The organism is Flavobacterium sp. CR10 (genome assembly GCF_055814415.1).
On sequence record NZ_CP185985.1, the window covers coordinates 3760558 to 3778760 of the forward strand.

Annotated in this window: 12 protein-coding genes, 4 tRNA genes and 3 rRNA genes; 7 read left to right on the plus strand and 12 right to left on the minus strand. The window is 37.1% G+C overall.

The features are described 5' to 3' along the window. Positions 1-47: 47 nt before the first annotated feature. A complete protein-coding gene (locus ACNRYB_RS16495; protein WP_119791109.1) occupies positions 48-1328 on the minus strand; it encodes a glucose-1-phosphate adenylyltransferase in 1281 nt (426 codons plus the stop codon). Next, a complete protein-coding gene (locus tag ACNRYB_RS16500) occupies positions 1318-2745 on the minus strand; it encodes a glycogen synthase (protein ID WP_473727957.1) in 1428 nt (475 codons plus the stop codon). The genes ACNRYB_RS16495 and ACNRYB_RS16500 overlap by 11 nt, the downstream gene beginning before the upstream one ends. Positions 2746-2861: 116 nt before the next feature. Between ACNRYB_RS16500 and ACNRYB_RS16505 the strand changes: the two genes are divergently transcribed. Then, positions 2862-3728 carry an alpha/beta hydrolase gene (locus ACNRYB_RS16505; protein ID WP_473727958.1) on the plus strand — a complete coding sequence of 289 codons (867 nt, stop codon included), beginning with the start codon at positions 2862-2864 and terminating at the stop codon, positions 3726-3728. Positions 3729-3778: 50 nt separating this feature from the next. Beyond that, the gene (locus ACNRYB_RS16510) at positions 3779-4423 is read left to right on the plus strand and encodes an endonuclease III domain-containing protein (RefSeq protein WP_473727959.1); all 645 of its coding nucleotides are present in this window, start codon (positions 3779-3781) and stop codon (positions 4421-4423) included. On the opposite strand, the gene ACNRYB_RS16515 is transcribed toward ACNRYB_RS16510, so the two are convergent. From ACNRYB_RS16515 to ACNRYB_RS16560, 10 genes are all read right to left on the minus strand, one after another. Beyond that, complete coding sequence (locus ACNRYB_RS16515; RefSeq protein WP_129747230.1) at positions 4424-4858, minus strand: nuclear transport factor 2 family protein; 435 nt, start codon at positions 4856-4858, stop codon at positions 4424-4426. Positions 4859-4872: 14 nt separating this feature from the next. Continuing rightward, positions 4873-5325: a DUF1569 domain-containing protein gene (locus tag ACNRYB_RS16520; RefSeq protein ID WP_473727960.1), complete on the minus strand. Its 453-nt coding sequence runs from the start codon at positions 5323-5325 to the stop codon at positions 4873-4875. A 165-nt stretch (positions 5326-5490) separates the two neighbouring features. After that, a tRNA-Leu gene (locus tag ACNRYB_RS16525) sits at positions 5491-5576 on the minus strand. Positions 5577-5582: 6 nt separating this feature from the next. Continuing rightward, positions 5583-5655 (minus strand) — tRNA-Phe (locus ACNRYB_RS16530). Positions 5656-5724: 69 nt separating this feature from the next. Beyond that, positions 5725-5834 (minus strand): 5S ribosomal RNA (gene rrf, locus ACNRYB_RS16535). A 157-nt stretch (positions 5835-5991) separates the two neighbouring features. Next, a 23S ribosomal RNA gene (locus ACNRYB_RS16540) occupies positions 5992-8874 on the minus strand. 135 nt (positions 8875-9009) lie between these two features. After that, positions 9010-9083: transfer RNA gene (locus ACNRYB_RS16545), tRNA-Ala, on the minus strand. Positions 9084-9174: 91 nt separating this feature from the next. Continuing rightward, positions 9175-9248, minus strand: a tRNA-Ile gene (locus ACNRYB_RS16550). Positions 9249-9377: 129 nt separating this feature from the next. After that, positions 9378-10891: ribosomal RNA gene (locus ACNRYB_RS16555) — 16S ribosomal RNA — on the minus strand. Together the 16S, 23S and 5S rRNA genes with 4 tRNA genes alongside form the textbook arrangement of a ribosomal RNA operon. Positions 10892-11819: 928 nt before the next feature. Further along, the gene (locus tag ACNRYB_RS16560) at positions 11820-12500 is read right to left on the minus strand and encodes a DUF4294 domain-containing protein (protein WP_129748954.1); all 681 of its coding nucleotides are present in this window, start codon (positions 12498-12500) and stop codon (positions 11820-11822) included. A gap of 81 nt (positions 12501-12581) precedes the next feature. Between ACNRYB_RS16560 and ACNRYB_RS16565 the strand changes: the two genes are divergently transcribed. The 5 genes from ACNRYB_RS16565 (at position 12582) to ACNRYB_RS16585 (ending at position 18200) form a co-directional block, all read left to right on the plus strand. Beyond that, on the plus strand, positions 12582-13670 hold the full coding sequence (locus tag ACNRYB_RS16565; protein ID WP_129748955.1) for a M42 family metallopeptidase: 1089 nt from the start codon (positions 12582-12584) through the stop codon (positions 13668-13670). A 61-nt stretch (positions 13671-13731) separates the two neighbouring features. Further along, on the plus strand, positions 13732-14412 hold the full coding sequence (locus tag ACNRYB_RS16570; protein ID WP_129748956.1) for a response regulator transcription factor: 681 nt from the start codon (positions 13732-13734) through the stop codon (positions 14410-14412). Beyond that, positions 14409-15770 carry a sensor histidine kinase gene (locus ACNRYB_RS16575; RefSeq protein ID WP_129748957.1) on the plus strand — a complete coding sequence of 454 codons (1362 nt, stop codon included), beginning with the start codon at positions 14409-14411 and terminating at the stop codon, positions 15768-15770. Before ACNRYB_RS16570 ends, ACNRYB_RS16575 begins: the two co-directional genes overlap by 4 nt. Before the next feature lie 84 nt (positions 15771-15854). Beyond that, positions 15855-17102, plus strand: coding sequence for a TolC family protein (locus ACNRYB_RS16580; RefSeq protein ID WP_473727961.1), 1248 nt, complete (start codon positions 15855-15857; stop codon positions 17100-17102). 12 nt (positions 17103-17114) lie between these two features. Beyond that, on the plus strand, positions 17115-18200 hold the full coding sequence (locus ACNRYB_RS16585) for an efflux RND transporter periplasmic adaptor subunit (RefSeq protein WP_473727962.1): 1086 nt from the start codon (positions 17115-17117) through the stop codon (positions 18198-18200). Positions 18201-18203: the final 3 nt, after the last annotated feature.

Sequence of the window (18203 nt, forward strand, 5' to 3'; positions counted from 1 at the left end):
GCGATTGAAATTTGGAATTTGGGATTTTTATAATATTTTTTCAGGTTTTATTCAATTCTAAAGTTGTCTGAAAGCGTAACTCCTTTTTTGATGACAACAATACCATCTTTTATACTATACAATTCATTAGTAAAATTGTCTAAATGTTTTCCTCCACTAATGTGAACATTATTTCCAATACGAACATTTTTATCAATTAAAGCATTATTAATAAAGCAGTTTTCGCCAATTCCGACATGAATTTTATTAATACTACTTTCATGGTTTAATTCGTCAAGATCTTGATAAAAATCATTACCCATAACGTAGCAGTTCTCCAAAACGGTTCCTTCTCCAATTCTGGAACGAATCCCTATTACTGAACTTTTGATTTCTTTGGCATTAATAATACAGCCTTCTGATATCAGAGATTGATTGATAATCGAATTTCTAAATTTAGATGGAGGCAGTAATCTAGGTCTTGTAAAAATTTTATTCTCGTTATCAAACAAATTAAACTCTGGAATATCTGCTGTTAAACCAATGTTTGCTTCAAAAAATGATTCGATATTTCCAATATCAGTCCAATATCCTTCATATTGGTAGCTTAAGATTTTATGTTTTCCAACAGATTGGGGAATTATTTCTTTACCAAAATCTTTTGTTTCTTGGTCAGCCATTAATTCTACAAGCAATGATTTATTGAAAATATAAATCCCCATAGAAGCCAGATATTTTTTGCCTTTTTCCTGCATTTGCTCACTCACTTCAGATTCCCATTCTGGCAATAAAGAAGCATGAGGTTTTTCTATAAATGCATGAATATTGTTTTCGTGATCGGTTTTAAGAATACCAAATTCAGGTGCATCCTTTGCATTTACAGGCAAAGTTGCAATAGAAATTTCAGCGTCAGCAGCAATATGCGCTTCGAGCATTTCATTAAAATCCATTTGATACAATTGATCTCCAGAAAGAATTAAAGCGTGATCAAAATCGTGTTTCAAAAAATGTGACATACATTGTCTCACAGCATCGGCCGTTCCTTGAAACCAAGTTGGATTGTCTGGAGTTTGTTCAGCAGCTAAAATATCAACGAAAGACTGACTAAAAATACTGAAATTAAAAGTGTTTTTAATGTGAGCATTTAGTGACGCAGAATTAAATTGTGTCAAAACAAATATTTTAAAAATATCAGAATTGATGCAATTCGAAATCGGGATATCAACCAAACGGTATTTTCCTCCAATCGGAACTGCCGGTTTTGATCTTGTTTCTGTCAATGGAAATAAACGTGAACCTTGTCCACCTCCTAAAATAATGGCGACTACATTTTTCTTTTTAAATTTCATCTTGCTGAATTATTAAGTTGTATATTTCGATATATTCTTGGCAAACTCTTTCCCAGGAATGATCTGCTGACATTCCTCTTTTTAAAACTTTATTGAAGTTTATTTTATCCTCATACAACCTAACAGCACGATTTATTGAATAGCATATATCAGCCACAGAAGCTTGATCATGACAAACTCCGTTTCCTTCATCACCAAAATCAATAACCGTATCTCTCAATCCTCCAGTTCTTCTAACAATTGGAATTGTTCCGTAACGCATCGCATACATCTGATTTAATCCGCATGGCTCTACCCTTGAGGGCATTAAAATATAATCTGAACCTGCATAAATCAAATGCGCCAATTCTTCATTATAACCTATAAAAACATTGTAATTTCCTTTATAATCATTTCGCAACTGAGTCAGCTGGGATTCAATTGAAGCATTTCCTGATCCCAAAATCAAAATATTAATTTCTTCAAAATGTTCTGACAAAGCCAAAGCAGAAGCATGCGGAAGCAAATCGCCTCCTTTTTCCTCAAACAATCTGCCAATGAAGCTAAATAATGGTTTCGTAGGATCTAAATCAAATTCTTCGCACAACTTTTCTTTGTTTATTCTTTTTCCTGTTTCAAAATCTTCAATTGAATAATTTTCTACAATCATTTTATCTTTTATCGGATTCCAAACTTCAATATCGATTCCATTTAAAATTCCCTTTGATTTATTTCTTACAGAATTAAACAACGATTCTAAACCATTTGCCGAAATATTAATTTCATTTAAATAACTTGGAGAAACTGTAGTCACAGCATTTGCGCATTTAATTCCTACAGCTAGAGAGTTAATTGAATTACTCCATTCTAAAAATCCAACATGTTTTAAATCAAATTCTGGCAAATAATATAACTTATCAAAACCAAACCATCCTTGATACAAACCATTATGAATTGTTATGGCAGTTTTTACGTTCTTCAAATTCTCATATTTATAGGCAAATTGCAGTAAAAACGGAATAACTCCAGTATGATGATCATGACAATTAATAATATCTGGAATTTTATTTCGTGCTATAATCCAATCGAGTGTAGCAATTTGAAATGACAAAAATCTTTCTATATCATCTTCGTACCCATAGACATTCGGACGATTGAATAATTCATTAATTTCTATTAGATATAGCTCATACCCTAATTTATCTGTTGTTTCCTTTAAAACGCTAAACGGAAAATTAAAATCTCCTAATTTAACTGTACCCCAATGGACACATTCAAAATCATTTTCGTGCCTAAACTTTGTGTCGTAACAAGGAATTACAACTCTAACTTCATGTCCAGCAGACTGCTGATATTTTGGCAATGCACCAACTACATCTCCCAAGCCTCCAACTTTTGCCACAGGGTAGCATTCTGCACTAATATGAAATATTTCCATTCAAGAAATTAATTTATGATTATAGATAATAAGCAATCATTTAAATACTACTTTTATGTTTTCTAAATTTAGCAAAAAATCAAGCAAAATCTTTAGTTTAAACAAGTTTTATTGAAATGGCAAAAAAGGCAATTAATCCTACTAAATCATTAAAAATTCCTAAGATTATTATAATTTCTGCGAAAATTTGCGCATTTATTTCAACAAATTTAGTCACAAAATTTGCTGCAAAGATTTTCACAACGCCTATAAAGCATAAAGTTCCCAAACGGGAATTGGAAATGGATTCAAAAAGTCAGCAAAAGTTGGTTTATGTCCCTGCTATCGATAAAAGTGTAGTTACTTATATATATGGCGATAACCCACGCAAAGTATTATTGGTTCATGGCTGGTCTGGAAGAGGAACACAACTTTTTAAAATAGCTGATGAACTTTTAGCAAATGGCTATTCGACAGTTAGTTTTGATGCCCCAGCACATGGAAAATCAAAAGGCAAGACAACTATAATGTCTGAATTTATAGCTTCTATATTGGAAATAGAAAAACAATTTGGTCCTTTTGAATTTGCAATTGGACATTCTTTAGGTGGAATGTCTGTTTTAAATTCGATAAAAGATGGACTTAAAGTAGAAAAAGCAGTAATTATAGGAAGCGGCGATATTGTTCAAGATATTTTAGATGAATTTACATTTAAACTAGGATTAAAGAAAGAAATTAGCATACACCTAAGAGTCTATTTTGAAAATATGTATCAGGTTAAAATGGATGATTTTTCTGCTTATAAAGCTGCTCAAAAGGTAGAAATTCCTGTTTTAGTTATGCATGATAATGATGATCCTGAAGTTTCTGTTAAAGCTGGAATACATATTCACGAAAACCTTAAAAATGGTTCTTTATTTTTAACTGATGGTCTTGGTCACAGGAAAATTTTAGGAAATCATAGTGTTATTAAAAAAATTCTAGAATTCATACAAAATCCGTAAATTTATAAATATAAAAAACTAATTATCAATATTTTAAACTTAAAAACCAAATGGATTTATTTGAACGGACTTCGGATTGGGAAACAAAATTAAAACCCATTTTAAAAAAATACAAAGGAAAGAAACATCCTTTGGAATATCATAACACTTATCAATTGCTTGTAATGGTTATTCTTTCAGCACAAGATTCTGATACCAATATAAATAATATAGCACCAAAATTATTTGAAAAATATCCAACACTAAAAAGCATATCTCAAACTGATATAGAAACTTTTACATCACATATTACTAAAGTTCGAAATTACACTACAAAAGCCCAATGGATTCTAGATATAGCAAAAACTATTAAAGAAGACTCAAATATTCCACTAACAATGTCAGGATTAACAGCACTAAAAGGCGTTGGAAGAAAATCTGCGAATGTTATTCTGAGAGAAACCAATAAACCTGCAGAAGGAATTATCGCTGACTTACATGTTATTCGTGTAGCCCCTAGAATCGGAATTATAAAAGAAAGCAAAGACGGAAACAAAGTAGAAAAAGATTTAATGCAAGTTCTTCCTAAGAATATTTGGTCAGAAATTGGAATGGCAATTTCTTTTTTAGGAAGAGAGACCTGCAGACCAAAACCTAAATGTCTTGAATGCCTATTAGCAGACATTTGCCTTTACTATAATACAGAAGTAATCTAACTATTTCCTTCTTGTATCAATTAAATAAATAATCTTCCAAGAATCTTTTTCTTTAAATAATGTAAAAGCATTCACTCCTGTATGACTCAATTTATCATTGATATAAAATTCGTAGGGAGTCCAAACATGTGCCATACTACCATCAATCTGAATATTATAGCTTAAAATTTTCTCTTGAAATTTCATGCTCGTAGGAATTGAAGCAATAGATTTATAAAATTCTTTTGCACTTTCATTGGACAATTTATTCCCTTTTACAATGCTTTCGCTAATAGACTGCAAAATCATTTTATCTGCACAAACTAATTTAATCTTTGTTGTGTCTCTTTGATGGAATCCTTCAAAAAAAGATTCGATACATTTTTGAGCTTCTTGTTTTTGAGCATTAGAAGATAGCCCTAAAAGAAGAAAAAGAATGATTATATAAATTCTCATAATCGTAGATTAAATTAAACACTAAATTGAGAAAAATGATGGTCTAAATGTTTTGCAAACATATTATTCCATTCTTTAGAAGACAATACACCAAAAGAAAGCGATTCTTTACCCTCAAATTCTTTTTCTCCTAATTCTTGCGTTTTTTGAATATAAGAAATCAATCTGCTTTTCTCCAGCTCAAAATCACGATCTCCTTTAATGATAAATTGCGGAGCTGTACTAAGATTTCTTGGATAAGGAGATTCGCTTACTACTTTGTTTTTAGCCAATAGTTTTAAAAGAAGTTTCATTAAAGCGTTTGGTTTAGGATGAATATTATCATAAACCATTTCATACGTTACATTGCAGTGAGCCAACATCTGATCTACAGACATCTTACCCCAAAGTGGTTGTGTATTAGCTGTAAGCTGATTAATTCTACTTATAAATTGATCACAATCTTCTTTAAGAAAAACATTTTGCATCGCTGAAAGTAATAGTTAAAGTTAAATAGAGAAGTAAAAATATAAAATTTCTGATTAAAACAGCTTTTGAAGTTTAATATTTTAGAATAGTGATAAAGAGAAAAACCTATTTCAGTTTAGAGCAAAAAAAAACTTCAATCAACAAAAGCTAATTGAAGTTTTTAGTACTCAGAGCGGGACTTGAACCCGCACGAACATTGCTGTTCACTGGATTTTAAGTCCAGCGTGTCTACCAATTTCACCATCCGAGCATGATGTGGTACCTCCAGGGATCGAACCAGGGACACATGGATTTTCAGTCCATTGCTCTACCATCTGAGCTAAGGTACCTTATTGTTTATATTTCTATAAGCAAAAATTTGAATAAAAAACCCCGTTTAAAAAACAGGGTTTTCAAAAGAAAGGCGACGACATACTCTCCCACATGACTGCAGTACCATCTGCGCAGGCGGGCTTAACTTCTCTGTTCGGGATGGGAAGAGGTGAGCCCCGCCGCAATAACCACCTTAAGGCTATTCGCTGCAAGCAGCTTCCGACTGTTAATTATCAATTGTGAATTGTTAATGATCAATCAGACAATATTTTAACATACTGGGATAAAGAAACAAATAAGCTTTTCTAGTTAAGAAAGTTCCTTCCTCCCCGCAGGGCGGGGAGGAAAAGTCTGTGCATAAGCTTACGGATTATTAGTACTACTCGACTGTGACATTACTGCCTTTACATCTGTAGCCTATCAACGTGGTCATCTTCCACGATCCTTAAAAGAAATCTCATCTTGTGGTGGGTTTCGCGCTTATATGCTTTCAGCGCTTATCCCTTCCCAACGTAGCTACTCTGCGGTGCCCCTGGCGGGACAACAGATACACTAGAGGTTAGTCCAATTCGGTCCTCTCGTACTAGAATCAGATCCACTCAAATTTCTAACGCCCGCAGTAGATAGAGACCGAACTGTCTCACGACGTTCTGAACCCAGCTCGCGTGCCACTTTAATGGGCGAACAGCCCAACCCTTGGGACCTTCTCCAGCCCCAGGATGTGACGAGCCGACATCGAGGTGCCAAACCCCCCCGTCGATATGAGCTCTTGGGGGAGATCAGCCTGTTATCCCCGGCGTACCTTTTATCCTTTGAGCGATGGCCCTTCCATGCGGAACCACCGGATCACTATGCTCTACTTTCGTACCTGATCGACCTGTATGTCTCTCAGTCAAGCTCCCTTATGCCATTGCACTCTACGCACGGTTACCAAGCGTACTGAGGGAACCTTTAGAAGCCTCCGTTACTCTTTTGGAGGCGACCACCCCAGTCAAACTACCCACCAAGCACTGTCCCCCGCAACACGGGGTTAGGCCTCAGATAAACAAAGGGTTGTATTTCAACAATGACTCCACAGCGCCTGGCGACGCCACTTCACAGTCTCCAACCTATCCTACACATCATTTATCCAAGGTCAATACTAAGCTATAGTAAAGGTGCACAGGGTCTTTTCGTCCCACTGCGGGTAAACGGCATCTTCACCGTTACTACAATTTCACCGAGCTCATGGCTGAGACAGTGTCCAGATCGTTACACCATTCGTGCAGGTCGGAACTTACCCGACAAGGAATTTCGCTACCTTAGGACCGTTATAGTTACGGCCGCCGTTTACTGGGGCTTCAATTCAATGCTTCTCCGAAGATAACATCTCCTCTTAACCTTCCAGCACCGGGCAGGTGTCAGGCCCTATACTTCATCTTGCGATTTTGCAGAGCCCTGTGTTTTTGATAAACAGTCGCCTGGACCTCTTCACTGCGGCCCCGATTGCTCGGGGCGACCTTTCTCCCGAAGTTACAGGTCTATTTTGCCTAATTCCTTAGCCATGAATCTCTCGAGCACCTTAGGATTCTCTCCTCAACTACCTGTGTCGGTTTACGGTACTGGTTCTTACTGCCTGAAGTTTAGAGGTTTTTCTTGGAAGCCCTTAGGCGCACTATCTCTTTGTCCGAAGACTCCGAGTACTATCGCATTTCACCAAACTCTCCGGATTTGCCTAGAGAGCCTATAGCTAGGTGCTTTAACGAACTATTCCGTCAGTTCGCGGCGCTTTCATCACTCCGTCACCCCATCACAGCAATAAGAAGTACGGGAATATTAACCCGTTGGCCATCGACTGTCCCTTTCGGGTTCGCCTTAGGTCCAGACTAACCCACAGCTGATTAGCATAGCTGTGGAAACCTTAGTTTTTCGGTGTGCGGGTTTCTCGCCCGCATTATCGTTACTTATGCCTACATTTTCTTTTCTGACCGGTCCAGCATACCTTACGATACACCTTCAGCCCTGTCAGAATGCTCCCCTACCACTTGCACATACATGCAAATCCATAGCTTCGGTAATATGCTTATGCCCGATTATTATCCATGCTCGTCCGCTCGACTAGTGAGCTGTTACGCACTCTTTAAATGAATGGCTGCTTCCAAGCCAACATCCTAGCTGTCTGGGCAGACAAACCTCGTTCTTTCAACTTAGCATATATTTGGGGACCTTAGCTGATGGTCTGGGTTCTTTCCCTCTCGGACTTGGACCTTAGCACCCAAGCCCTCACTGCTGCAAAACATTATATAGCATTCGGAGTTTGTCAGGAATTGGTAGGCGGTGAAGCCCCCGCATCCAATCAGTAGCTCTACCTCTATATAACTATTATCAGCGCTGCACCTAAATGCATTTCGGGGAGTACGAGCTATTTCCGAGTTTGATTGGCCTTTCACCCCTACCCACAGGTCATCCGAAGACTTTTCAACGTCAACCGGTTCGGTCCTCCACTGTGTGTTACCACAGCTTCAACCTGCCCATGGGTAGATCACACGGTTTCGCGTCTAACACTACTGACTAAAGCGCCCTATTCAGACTCGCTTTCGCTGCGGATCCATGGCTTAACCACTTATCCTTGCCAGCAGCGTTAACTCGTAGGCTCATTATGCAAAAGGCACGCCGTCACCCCACGAAAGGGCTCCGACCGCTTGTAGGCGCATGGTTTCAGGATCTATTTCACTCCGTTATTCACGGTTCTTTTCACCTTTCCCTCACGGTACTGGTTCACTATCGGTCTCTCAGGAGTATTTAGCCTTAGCGGATGGTCCCGCCGAATTCAGACAGGGTTTCACGTGCCCCGCCCTACTCAGGATGCCGCTATCCATTACGCTCGTTGCCCATACGGGGCTGTCACCCTCTATGGCGCTCCTTTCCAGAAGCTTCCGGTTCCTTGCGCATGAAATGTCGCGGTCCTACAACCCCGGCAATGCCGTAACAATGCCGGTTTGGGCTAATCCGCGTTCGCTCGCCACTACTTACGGAATCACTTTTGTTTTCTTCTCCTCCGCCTACTTAGATGTTTCAGTTCAGCGGGTTTGCCCACCTATCGGTGTGCTATATCTTCAATATAGCGGGTTGCCCCATTCGGATACCTGCGGATCGATCGGTGTGTGCCCGTCCCCGCAGCTTTTCGCAGCTTATCACGTCCTTCATCGCCTCTGAGAGCCTAGGCATCCCCCATGCGCCCTTATTTTGCTTATTGCACCAATCTTGCCTGTTAGAACAAGACCGTTTTTTTTGTTTTTATCATTGCCGATAAAAACGCTTTCTACTTTCTTATTATTTTCTTATCCCAATATGTCAATGAACTTTTACCTACCGTTTTTACGGCAGCTTCGTGGAGAATAACGGAGTCGAACCGTTGACCTCCTGCGTGCAAGGCAGGCGCTCTAGCCAGCTGAGCTAATCCCCCAAATCTAATGATGAATTGTGAATTATGAATTATGAATTAAGATTCATAACGCTTCAACTCTAGAATTTCCTTCTCTTCAAGCTTTAAAAAGTAGTCCCGGGCAGACTCGAACTGCCGACCCCTACATTATCAGTGTAGTACTCTAACCAGCTGAGCTACGAGACTCTGTTTTTTTTTACTTAAAAGTTTATTTCTTTAAATTAACAGCAAGAGTAATGCAATTTCACGATCCAAAACCTAAAACAGGCATCTTATTTCCCAAGCGTGCCTTCCGGCTAACACTTTGGGCTCTAGAAAGGAGGTGTTCCAGCCGCACCTTCCGGTACGGCTACCTTGTTACGACTTAGCCCTAGTTACCAGTTTTACCCTAGGCAGCTCCTTGCGGTCACCGACTTCAGGCACCCCCAGCTTCCATGGCTTGACGGGCGGTGTGTACAAGGCCCGGGAACGTATTCACCGGATCATGGCTGATATCCGATTACTAGCGATTCCAGCTTCACGGAGTCGAGTTGCAGACTCCGATCCGAACTGTGACCGGCTTTATAGATTCGCTCCCCCTCGCGGGGTGGCTGCTCTCTGTACCGGCCATTGTAGCACGTGTGTAGCCCAAGGCGTAAGGGCCGTGATGATTTGACGTCATCCCCACCTTCCTCACAGTTTGCACTGGCAGTCTTGTTAGAGTTCCCGACACTACTCGCTGGCAACTAACAACAGGGGTTGCGCTCGTTATAGGACTTAACCTGACACCTCACGGCACGAGCTGACGACAACCATGCAGCACCTTGTAAACTGTCTTGCGAAAGATCTGTTTCCAAATCGGTCAGTCTGCATTTAAGCCTTGGTAAGGTTCCTCGCGTATCATCGAATTAAACCACATGCTCCACCGCTTGTGCGGGCCCCCGTCAATTCCTTTGAGTTTCAAACTTGCGTTCGTACTCCCCAGGTGGGATACTTATCACTTTCGCTTAGCCACTGAAGTTGCCCCCAACAGCTAGTATCCATCGTTTACGGCGTGGACTACCAGGGTATCTAATCCTGTTCGCTACCCACGCTTTCGTCCATCAGCGTCAATCCATTGGTAGCAACCTGCCTTCGCAATTGGTATTCCATGTAATCTCTAAGCATTTCACCGCTACACTACATATTCTAGTTGCTTCCCAATAATTCAAGTCCTGCAGTATCAATGGCCGTTCCACCGTTGAGCGATGGGCTTTCACCACTGACTTACAAGACCGCCTACAGACCCTTTAAACCCAATGATTCCGGATAACGCTTGGATCCTCCGTATTACCGCGGCTGCTGGCACGGAGTTAGCCGATCCTTATTCTTACGGTACCGTCAGGCTCCTACACGTAGGAGTGTTTCTTCCCGTACAAAAGCAGTTTACAATCCATAGGACCGTCATCCTGCACGCGGCATGGCTGGTTCAGGCTTGCGCCCATTGACCAATATTCCTCACTGCTGCCTCCCGTAGGAGTCTGGTCCGTGTCTCAGTACCAGTGTGGGGGATCTCCCTCTCAGGACCCCTACCCATCGTTGCCTTGGTAAGCCGTTACCTTACCAACAAGCTAATGGGACGCATGCTCATCTTCCACCGTTGTGACTTTAATAACCGAACCATGCGGTCCGGTTATGCTATGAGGTATTAATCCAAATTTCTCTGGGCTATCCCTCTGTGGAAGGCAGATTGCATACGCGTTACGCACCCGTGCGCCGGTCTCAAATTCCGAAGAACTCTACCCCTCGACTTGCATGTGTTAAGCCTGCCGCTAGCGTTCATCCTGAGCCAGGATCAAACTCTTCATCGTATATTTTAATAATGTATATGCGACGCCTTGCTATCGGTTCTTTTCGAATCTTTCGATTCCATTACTCTTATTCTATCTTGTTTTGAAATCTCTTTCAAAACGGCTGTCAATTCAATATGTCTACGAACGTGTCTTTTTCTTTTTCCGCTTGTGTTTCAAAGCGGGTGCAAAACTAAAACTTCTTTCTGTTTCTCGCAAGAAAAACTTGAAAAATTTCTGAAGCTTTTTTTTCGCTTCAGTTTCTCAACTTTTTCTTCCAATCTTTCAATGAGCTTCCCTGTTTTGCGGGGTGCAAATGTAAAAAGCTTTTTCTTTTCCCGCAAGCTTTTTTCAATCTTTTTTTTCGAAAATCTCTTTCCTTAAAATGTGATCAGGCTGCCGGAATGTCTAAGAGCGCTTTTCGCCGTTGCGGGTGCAAAAGTAGTGCCTTTTTCCGCTTTTCCAACACTTTTCCCAGACTTTTTTCAATCTTTTTTCCCGCCAATCCATAACCTTCTCATAACAAGGAGTTTATATTTTGGATATTTTTCACAGAACGTAAGGCTTTTCTTCGTTACCCCCGGAATCGGGCTGTTTTGCCGCAAAGGCGCTAGGGCGCGAAGCCTGTTTTTTCCGCTTTTCGGCCCCTAAAGACGCCAAGCTTTACAAAAAATCTTCATCTGAAAACCCAACCCCTAGCCCCGATAGGAGCGGAAATCCTTTTGGGGCCGGGGTTCGGCCCCAAAAGATTGAAGCGCATAGCGGGAAAAAGCTCCTGACAAACATTAAAGATGAAATGATAAAATTACAATTACCAAACTTTGAATGCTTCGGCTCCGCTCAGCAAGACAAGCAAGTTTTTTTACCTTATATATGTACACCAAAAAAACAAACCCGACAGGTTTTGGAAAACTGTCGGGTTGCTATACTATATATATTATGTATAAAATTATTTCTTATTTAATTCTTTAGCTCTTTGCTGCCACTTCTCTGATAAATCTTCATAATTAACAGGATTAGCAGGTTTCTGATTTACCAATCGGCCTGATTCAAAAGCTCTCACTAAGATTGTTTCAATTAGATAGTCTTCGTTTACGTCGTATGGTTTGTATTCTTCTTTCAAACTTATATCAAATAAATTGGCTGTCGTATTAGATACAAAAGCTTTAAATCCGCTTTTGAGCGTTTTTATAAGTTCATAAGTGGTAATTCCTGTTTGACGATGAATTAGTTTTACTAAAATCTGTCCTTGCTTTCTAGATAGCTTTTTTAGTCTTTCTTCAAATTCATTATTCAAATAGTCTTCCACAATTTTAAAATACTTCTTTTTTTCTCGGCTTGTTTTTAAGCGAGCCATTCCGTTATTTAAAGCTGTTAATCTTTCTGAAGCTAATTTTGCATAAGGATATACCTTGTAAACTCTGTTTTGAAGGATTTGAAATTGTTTCATCTCTTCTGCACTCATCTTCTGCCCTTTTGAAATAATTATTTCAGGCAGCTGAATAGTATCACTTAAGATAGAATCTTTTTCGGTTATAATATATCCCATTTGTTCATTCTCTTTTGGAGTAACTTGGGCTTTGGAAGAAAAACAAACTAGTAGTATAAATAAAAAGGTGGTTAGTCTCATTGAATCATAATTTAAATGTAAAATTATATATTTATACACAACTCTAATACCAAATTTATATTTTAGCGAAAAAATATTTTTATGAGCACAAATTCTATCTTAAACAATGCTTCTATAGCTTTTTTAGAAAGCTACCTTAATAATGCTTCCCCTACTGGCTACGAAAGTGAGGGTCAAAAACTTTGGATGAATTATCTAAAACCTTATGTAGATTCATTTATTACAGATACTTATGGAACTGCTGTTGGTGTAATTAATCCCGATGCTCCTTATAAGGTGGTAATTGAAGGGCATGCAGATGAAATTTCATGGTATGTAAACTACATTACAGAAGATGGCTTAATATATGTAATACGAAATGGAGGTTCAGACCATCAGATTGCCCCTTCAAAAAGAGTTAATATTCATACCAAAAACGGAATTGTAAAAGGTGTTTTTGGATGGCCTGCTATTCATACTCGTTTGCGTGACAAAGAAGAGATTCCGAAACTGAGTAACATATTTATTGATTTAGGCTGTGAAAACAAAGAACAAGTCGAAGCGCTAGGTGTTCACGTGGGATGTGTGATTACATATCCTGATGAATTTATGGTTTTGAACGAAAATAAGTTTGTTTGTCGTGCTATTGATAATAGAATGGGCGGTTTTATGATTGCAGAAGTTGCCCGTTTATTACATGAAAATAAAAAGAAACTTCCTTTTGGTTTATATATAGTAAATTCTGTTCAGGAAGAAATTGGTCTGAGAGGTGCTGAAATGATTGCACATCGTATAAAACCAAATGTTGCTATTGTAACTGATGTTTGTCACGACACCACTACTCCAATGATTGATAAAAAGGTAGAAGGTGATCTAAAAATGGGAAAAGGCCCTGTTATTGGCTACTCTCCTGCTATTCAAAATAAATTACGTGATTTGATTGTAGCAACTGCTGAAGAAAATAAAATCCCATTTCAAAGACATGCTACTTCTCGCGCAACGGGTACAGATACCGATGCTTTTGCATATAGCAATGGCGGTGTGCCATCTGCTTTGATTTCTCTTCCGTTACGATACATGCACACGACTGTAGAAATGGTTCATAAAGACGATGTTGAAAATGTAATTCAACTTATTTATGAAGCTTTATTGAAAATTGAGAACAACGAGACTTTTTCTTATTTTAAATAATATACTTTAATGTAAATCCGATTTGAGTTATTGAATCGGATTTGCAAATTATAAACCAAGCATGAAAATATTACTGCTCGAAGACGATTTTACTTTATCAAAAGAAATCTCCGCATTCTTTACTTCAAAAGAATTCGAGTGTGTCCCTTATTATGATGGTTCTTTGCTTTTGAAAAAATACTTTCCGTACGAATATGATTTAATTATTCTAGACATAAACGTTCCGGGAATAAATGGAATTGACGTTTGCAAAGGGATACGGGAAACTGATAAAAAAACGCCTATTATAATGCTTACTGCCTTTAGCGAAATTGAAGATAAATTGTCTTCTTTTGATAATGGTGCCGATGATTATCTTGTAAAACCTTTCCATTTTGAAGAATTATACGCGCGCGTACAATCACTTTTAAGAAGGAAAGAAGTTCCTCAGCAAATAGAAAATAAAATCGTCATTAAAGATTTAGAAATCTTTGAAGAAGATATGAAAGTTTTTAGGGCGGGTGAAGAAATTAAACTTACTCCGAAAGAATTCAAATTAATTCTGATTTTGGCGCATGCCAAAGGAAAAGTACTTTCTAAACAATTTATAGCCGAGAAACTTTGGGATTATCATATTGAAACCAATCAGAATACCATTGAGGTTTATATTAACTTTTTAAGGAAAAAAATTGATAAAGACCACGAAATAAAACTTCTTAGAACCAAAGTAGGCTACGGATATTATCTAAGCGACCAGGAATGACATTAAAAAATCGAATATCACTTTTAGTAAGCTTGCTGTTTACCATTCTTTTTGGATTGGCATCTACGGTGATATTCATTTTGTATTCCAATTACCGAAAAGAAGAGTTTCGCGATCGATTAGAAATCAAAGCTTTATCTAATATTAAGTTATTAGTTAATGTAAAACAGGTTGATAATCAACTTTTAAAAATAATAGACCAGAATTCAATCAACAAATTGTATGACGAAAAAACTTTGGTTTTTGATTCAAATTATAAACTAATTTACAGTAGTATTGACGATGCTAAAATCAACTGGTCTGTTGATGATTTAAAATACCTTAAAAAAAACAAGACCTTTTTTAAGCAGCAGGGTAATTATGAAGTTTATGGTGTTTTCTACGATACGAACGACAAAGATTTTTATGCCTTAATTTCTGCTACTGATGATTACGGAAATCGTAAACTGCTTTTCTTACGTTATACATTAGTCATTTCGTATATCTTTTTTACAACACTTTGCTGGCTGTTAACTTCATTTATGGTAAGAAAAGCTATAAATCCGCTTCATGCTTTTCATCAGAAAATAAAAAATATAAACGAAAATAATCTCGATACCAGAATTGAATCTCAAAGCACTAAAAATGAAATCGATTTAATTGCAGATGAATTTAATTTCATGATGGATCGGATTGAACTTTCGTATCAAAAACAAAAAGAATTTACTGCTCACGCATCGCATGAATTAAGAACACCGCTTTCTAGAATGACTTCTCAGATAGAAAATGCTATGGCCGACCCAGAACTTCAGCCGAAAGACAAGTCATTTTTGAATTTGATTTTAGATGATGTCAATCATTTAAGTGAATTAATCAATTCTCTACTTATCCTTTCTAAAATTGATAACAGAAAAGCAGATTATCGTGAAGTGCAGAGAATAGATGAAATTTTATTTTCTTCTATCGAAAAAATAAATAAAACTTTCCCTGATTTCGTTATTCTTTTTGAAATGGAAGAAAGTGATGATCTTGATACTGCTTTAGAAGTAAAAGGAAATAGAAATCTTTTAGAGATAGCTTTAACCAATATTTTAAAGAATGCTTGTGTTTATTCAGATAATAAGCAGGCAAAAGTAAATATAAGCTCCGATCATCGACATCTTATCATTTCTGTATCCAACACAGGGGAAACCTTAAATGAAGAAGAACAAAAAAATCTTTTTCAGCCTTTTATGCGTGGCCGAAATTCGAAAGGAACTTCTGGTTTTGGACTTGGCTTAAGAATTGTGCAACGCATCCTAATTCTGCACAAAGCAAACATAACTTACTCTGCTTCAAATATTAACACGAATTTATTTCAGTTATTTTTTAATTTGTAAACAATTTTAAGCTATTTTTAAGGTAGATTTTAAGCTCTCTTAAAGCCTGTTGATAGCATATTTGTACAACTTAAAGATGATACAATGAAAAAGTTATTCGCATTGCTGTTATTTGCACTTTTAAATCAAGCTGCAATAGCACAAAAATCACTTACTCTCCAAGACTGTGAAAGTCAATTTTTAAAAAAGAATCTATTTTTACTGGCATCTCAATATAATCTTGATGCCTCAAAAGCACTTACCATTCAGGCTCGTATTTGGGACAATCCCACGCTCTCAGCAGAGTTGAATGCCTACAATCCTGAACGAGACAAATTTTTTGATATTGGCAAAGATGGTCAGAAAGTTTTTGCGATAGAACAACTGATCTATCTTGGCGGCAAAAAGCGCAATGAGGTTAAATTAGCACAAACTAATGAAAAACTGGCAGAACTTCAGTTTAACGACTTGCTTAGGACTTTAAAATTGCAATTGCGTAAAAGCTTTTTCACTGTATATTATAATACTAAAAATCTTGACAATACAGATAAGCAACTGGCTCATATCGAAAATTTAATTAATTCTTATTCGATTCAAGCTCAAAAAGGAAATATTCCTCTAAAAGACGTTGTTCGTCTACAATCACTCTATCTTAATTTCAAAAACGAAAGATTGGAGGTAATTAATAACAACATAGAAGAACAGGCTAATTTAAAATTGCTATTAAACGAAACTGAAAATGTAGTTCCAGTTGTAAGCAAAGATGATTCTGATAAATATCTAAAAGTTATAGCTTTTGATCTTAAAAATTTTGAAGAACAAGCCATAGCAAATAGACCTGATTATTTAGCAAAACAAAAAGAAATCGATGCTAATGAGCTGAATGTGAAATTACAAAAATCACTTTCAGTTCCAGATATTACGCTTGGAGCAAATTATGATCAGCGAAGCGGCGCTTTTAACAATGAAGCCAATTTAATTGTTGGAATTCCTTTACCACTTTGGAATCAAAATAAAGGAAATATTAAGTATGCAAAAACAATTTTGGAGCAATCTAAAATTGAAAAACAAAACTTCGAGCTGCAACTCAAAACAGAAATCACGTCAGCATGGACCAAATGGGATGAATCTAGACAAAATTATACCGTTATAAAGCCAACTGTAAATTCAGATTTTGAAGCAGTTTATAACGGAATGCTTACCAACTTTCAAAAACGAAACGTAAGCCTTTTAGAATTTACCGATTTTATGGAAAGTTACAATCAGGCTATAATTCAGTTAAATGAATTAAAGAAAAAAGTAGTGATTGCAGGCGAAGAATTAAACAGCACCATCAACAAAGATTTATTTTAAAAAATTACAGAAATGAAACATATATTATTCATCGGAATCGCACTAGCAGGCTTATCTCTTACGAGCTGCAAAAAAGAAGTTGAAAATCCTGAAACAAATACCTCTTTTGTTTTGAGCAATACCATGCTTAAAAGCACTACAACTGCAGAAGCTAAATCTCAGCCATTAAAGAACGAACTTAGTTTTTACGGTAAAATTACTGCTGACAATAATAAAATGATTGATGTTTATCCATTAGTTGGTGGAAACGTAATGAAAGTAAATGTTGAACTTGGTGATTATGTAAAAAAAGGACAAGTATTGGCAACCATAAAAAGTACCGATGTAGCCGATTTTGAAAAACAATCCATTGATGCTAAAAGCGATTTGCTTGTCGCTAAAAATAACTTGAAAGTAGCACAAGAATTATTTGATGGTAAATTAAACTCTGAAAGCGATGTTCTTCAGGCAAAATCTGAAGTAAATAAAGCGCAGTCGCAATTAAGCAAAATTCAGGAAACCTATAAAATTTATAATATTAAAGCTGGTTCAATTTACGAAGTAACAGCTCCGATAAGCGGATTTATCATTCAAAAAAGCATCAACCAAGATATGCTTTTACGTAACGACCGTTCTGAAAACATATTTGATATTGCAGAAATCAGTGAAGTTTGGGCAATGGCGAATATTAATGAAATTGATATCAATAAAGTAAAATTAGGAACCAATGCTGCAGTAACCACTTTGAGTTATCCAGATAAAACGTTTTATGGAAAAGTAGATAAAATTTATAATGTTATTGATCCAGAAACGAAAGCCATGCAGGCTAGAATTAAGCTTAATAATCCAGATTACATGCTTAAACCCGATATGAATGCTAATATCAAACTGTCTTTTAATGAAAATCAATCTATGATAGCCGTGCCTAGTAAAGCGATTGTTTTTGATAGAAGTAAAAACTTCGTTGTGGTATTTAAAGACCGAAATAATATTGAAACCAGACAAGTAGAAGTTTACAGAGTGGTTGGAGATACCACCTATCTTTCAAGTGGTTTAAAGGAAAATGAAAAAGTAATAACAAACAATCAGCTATTTATTTATGGTGCTTTAAATAATTAAGAC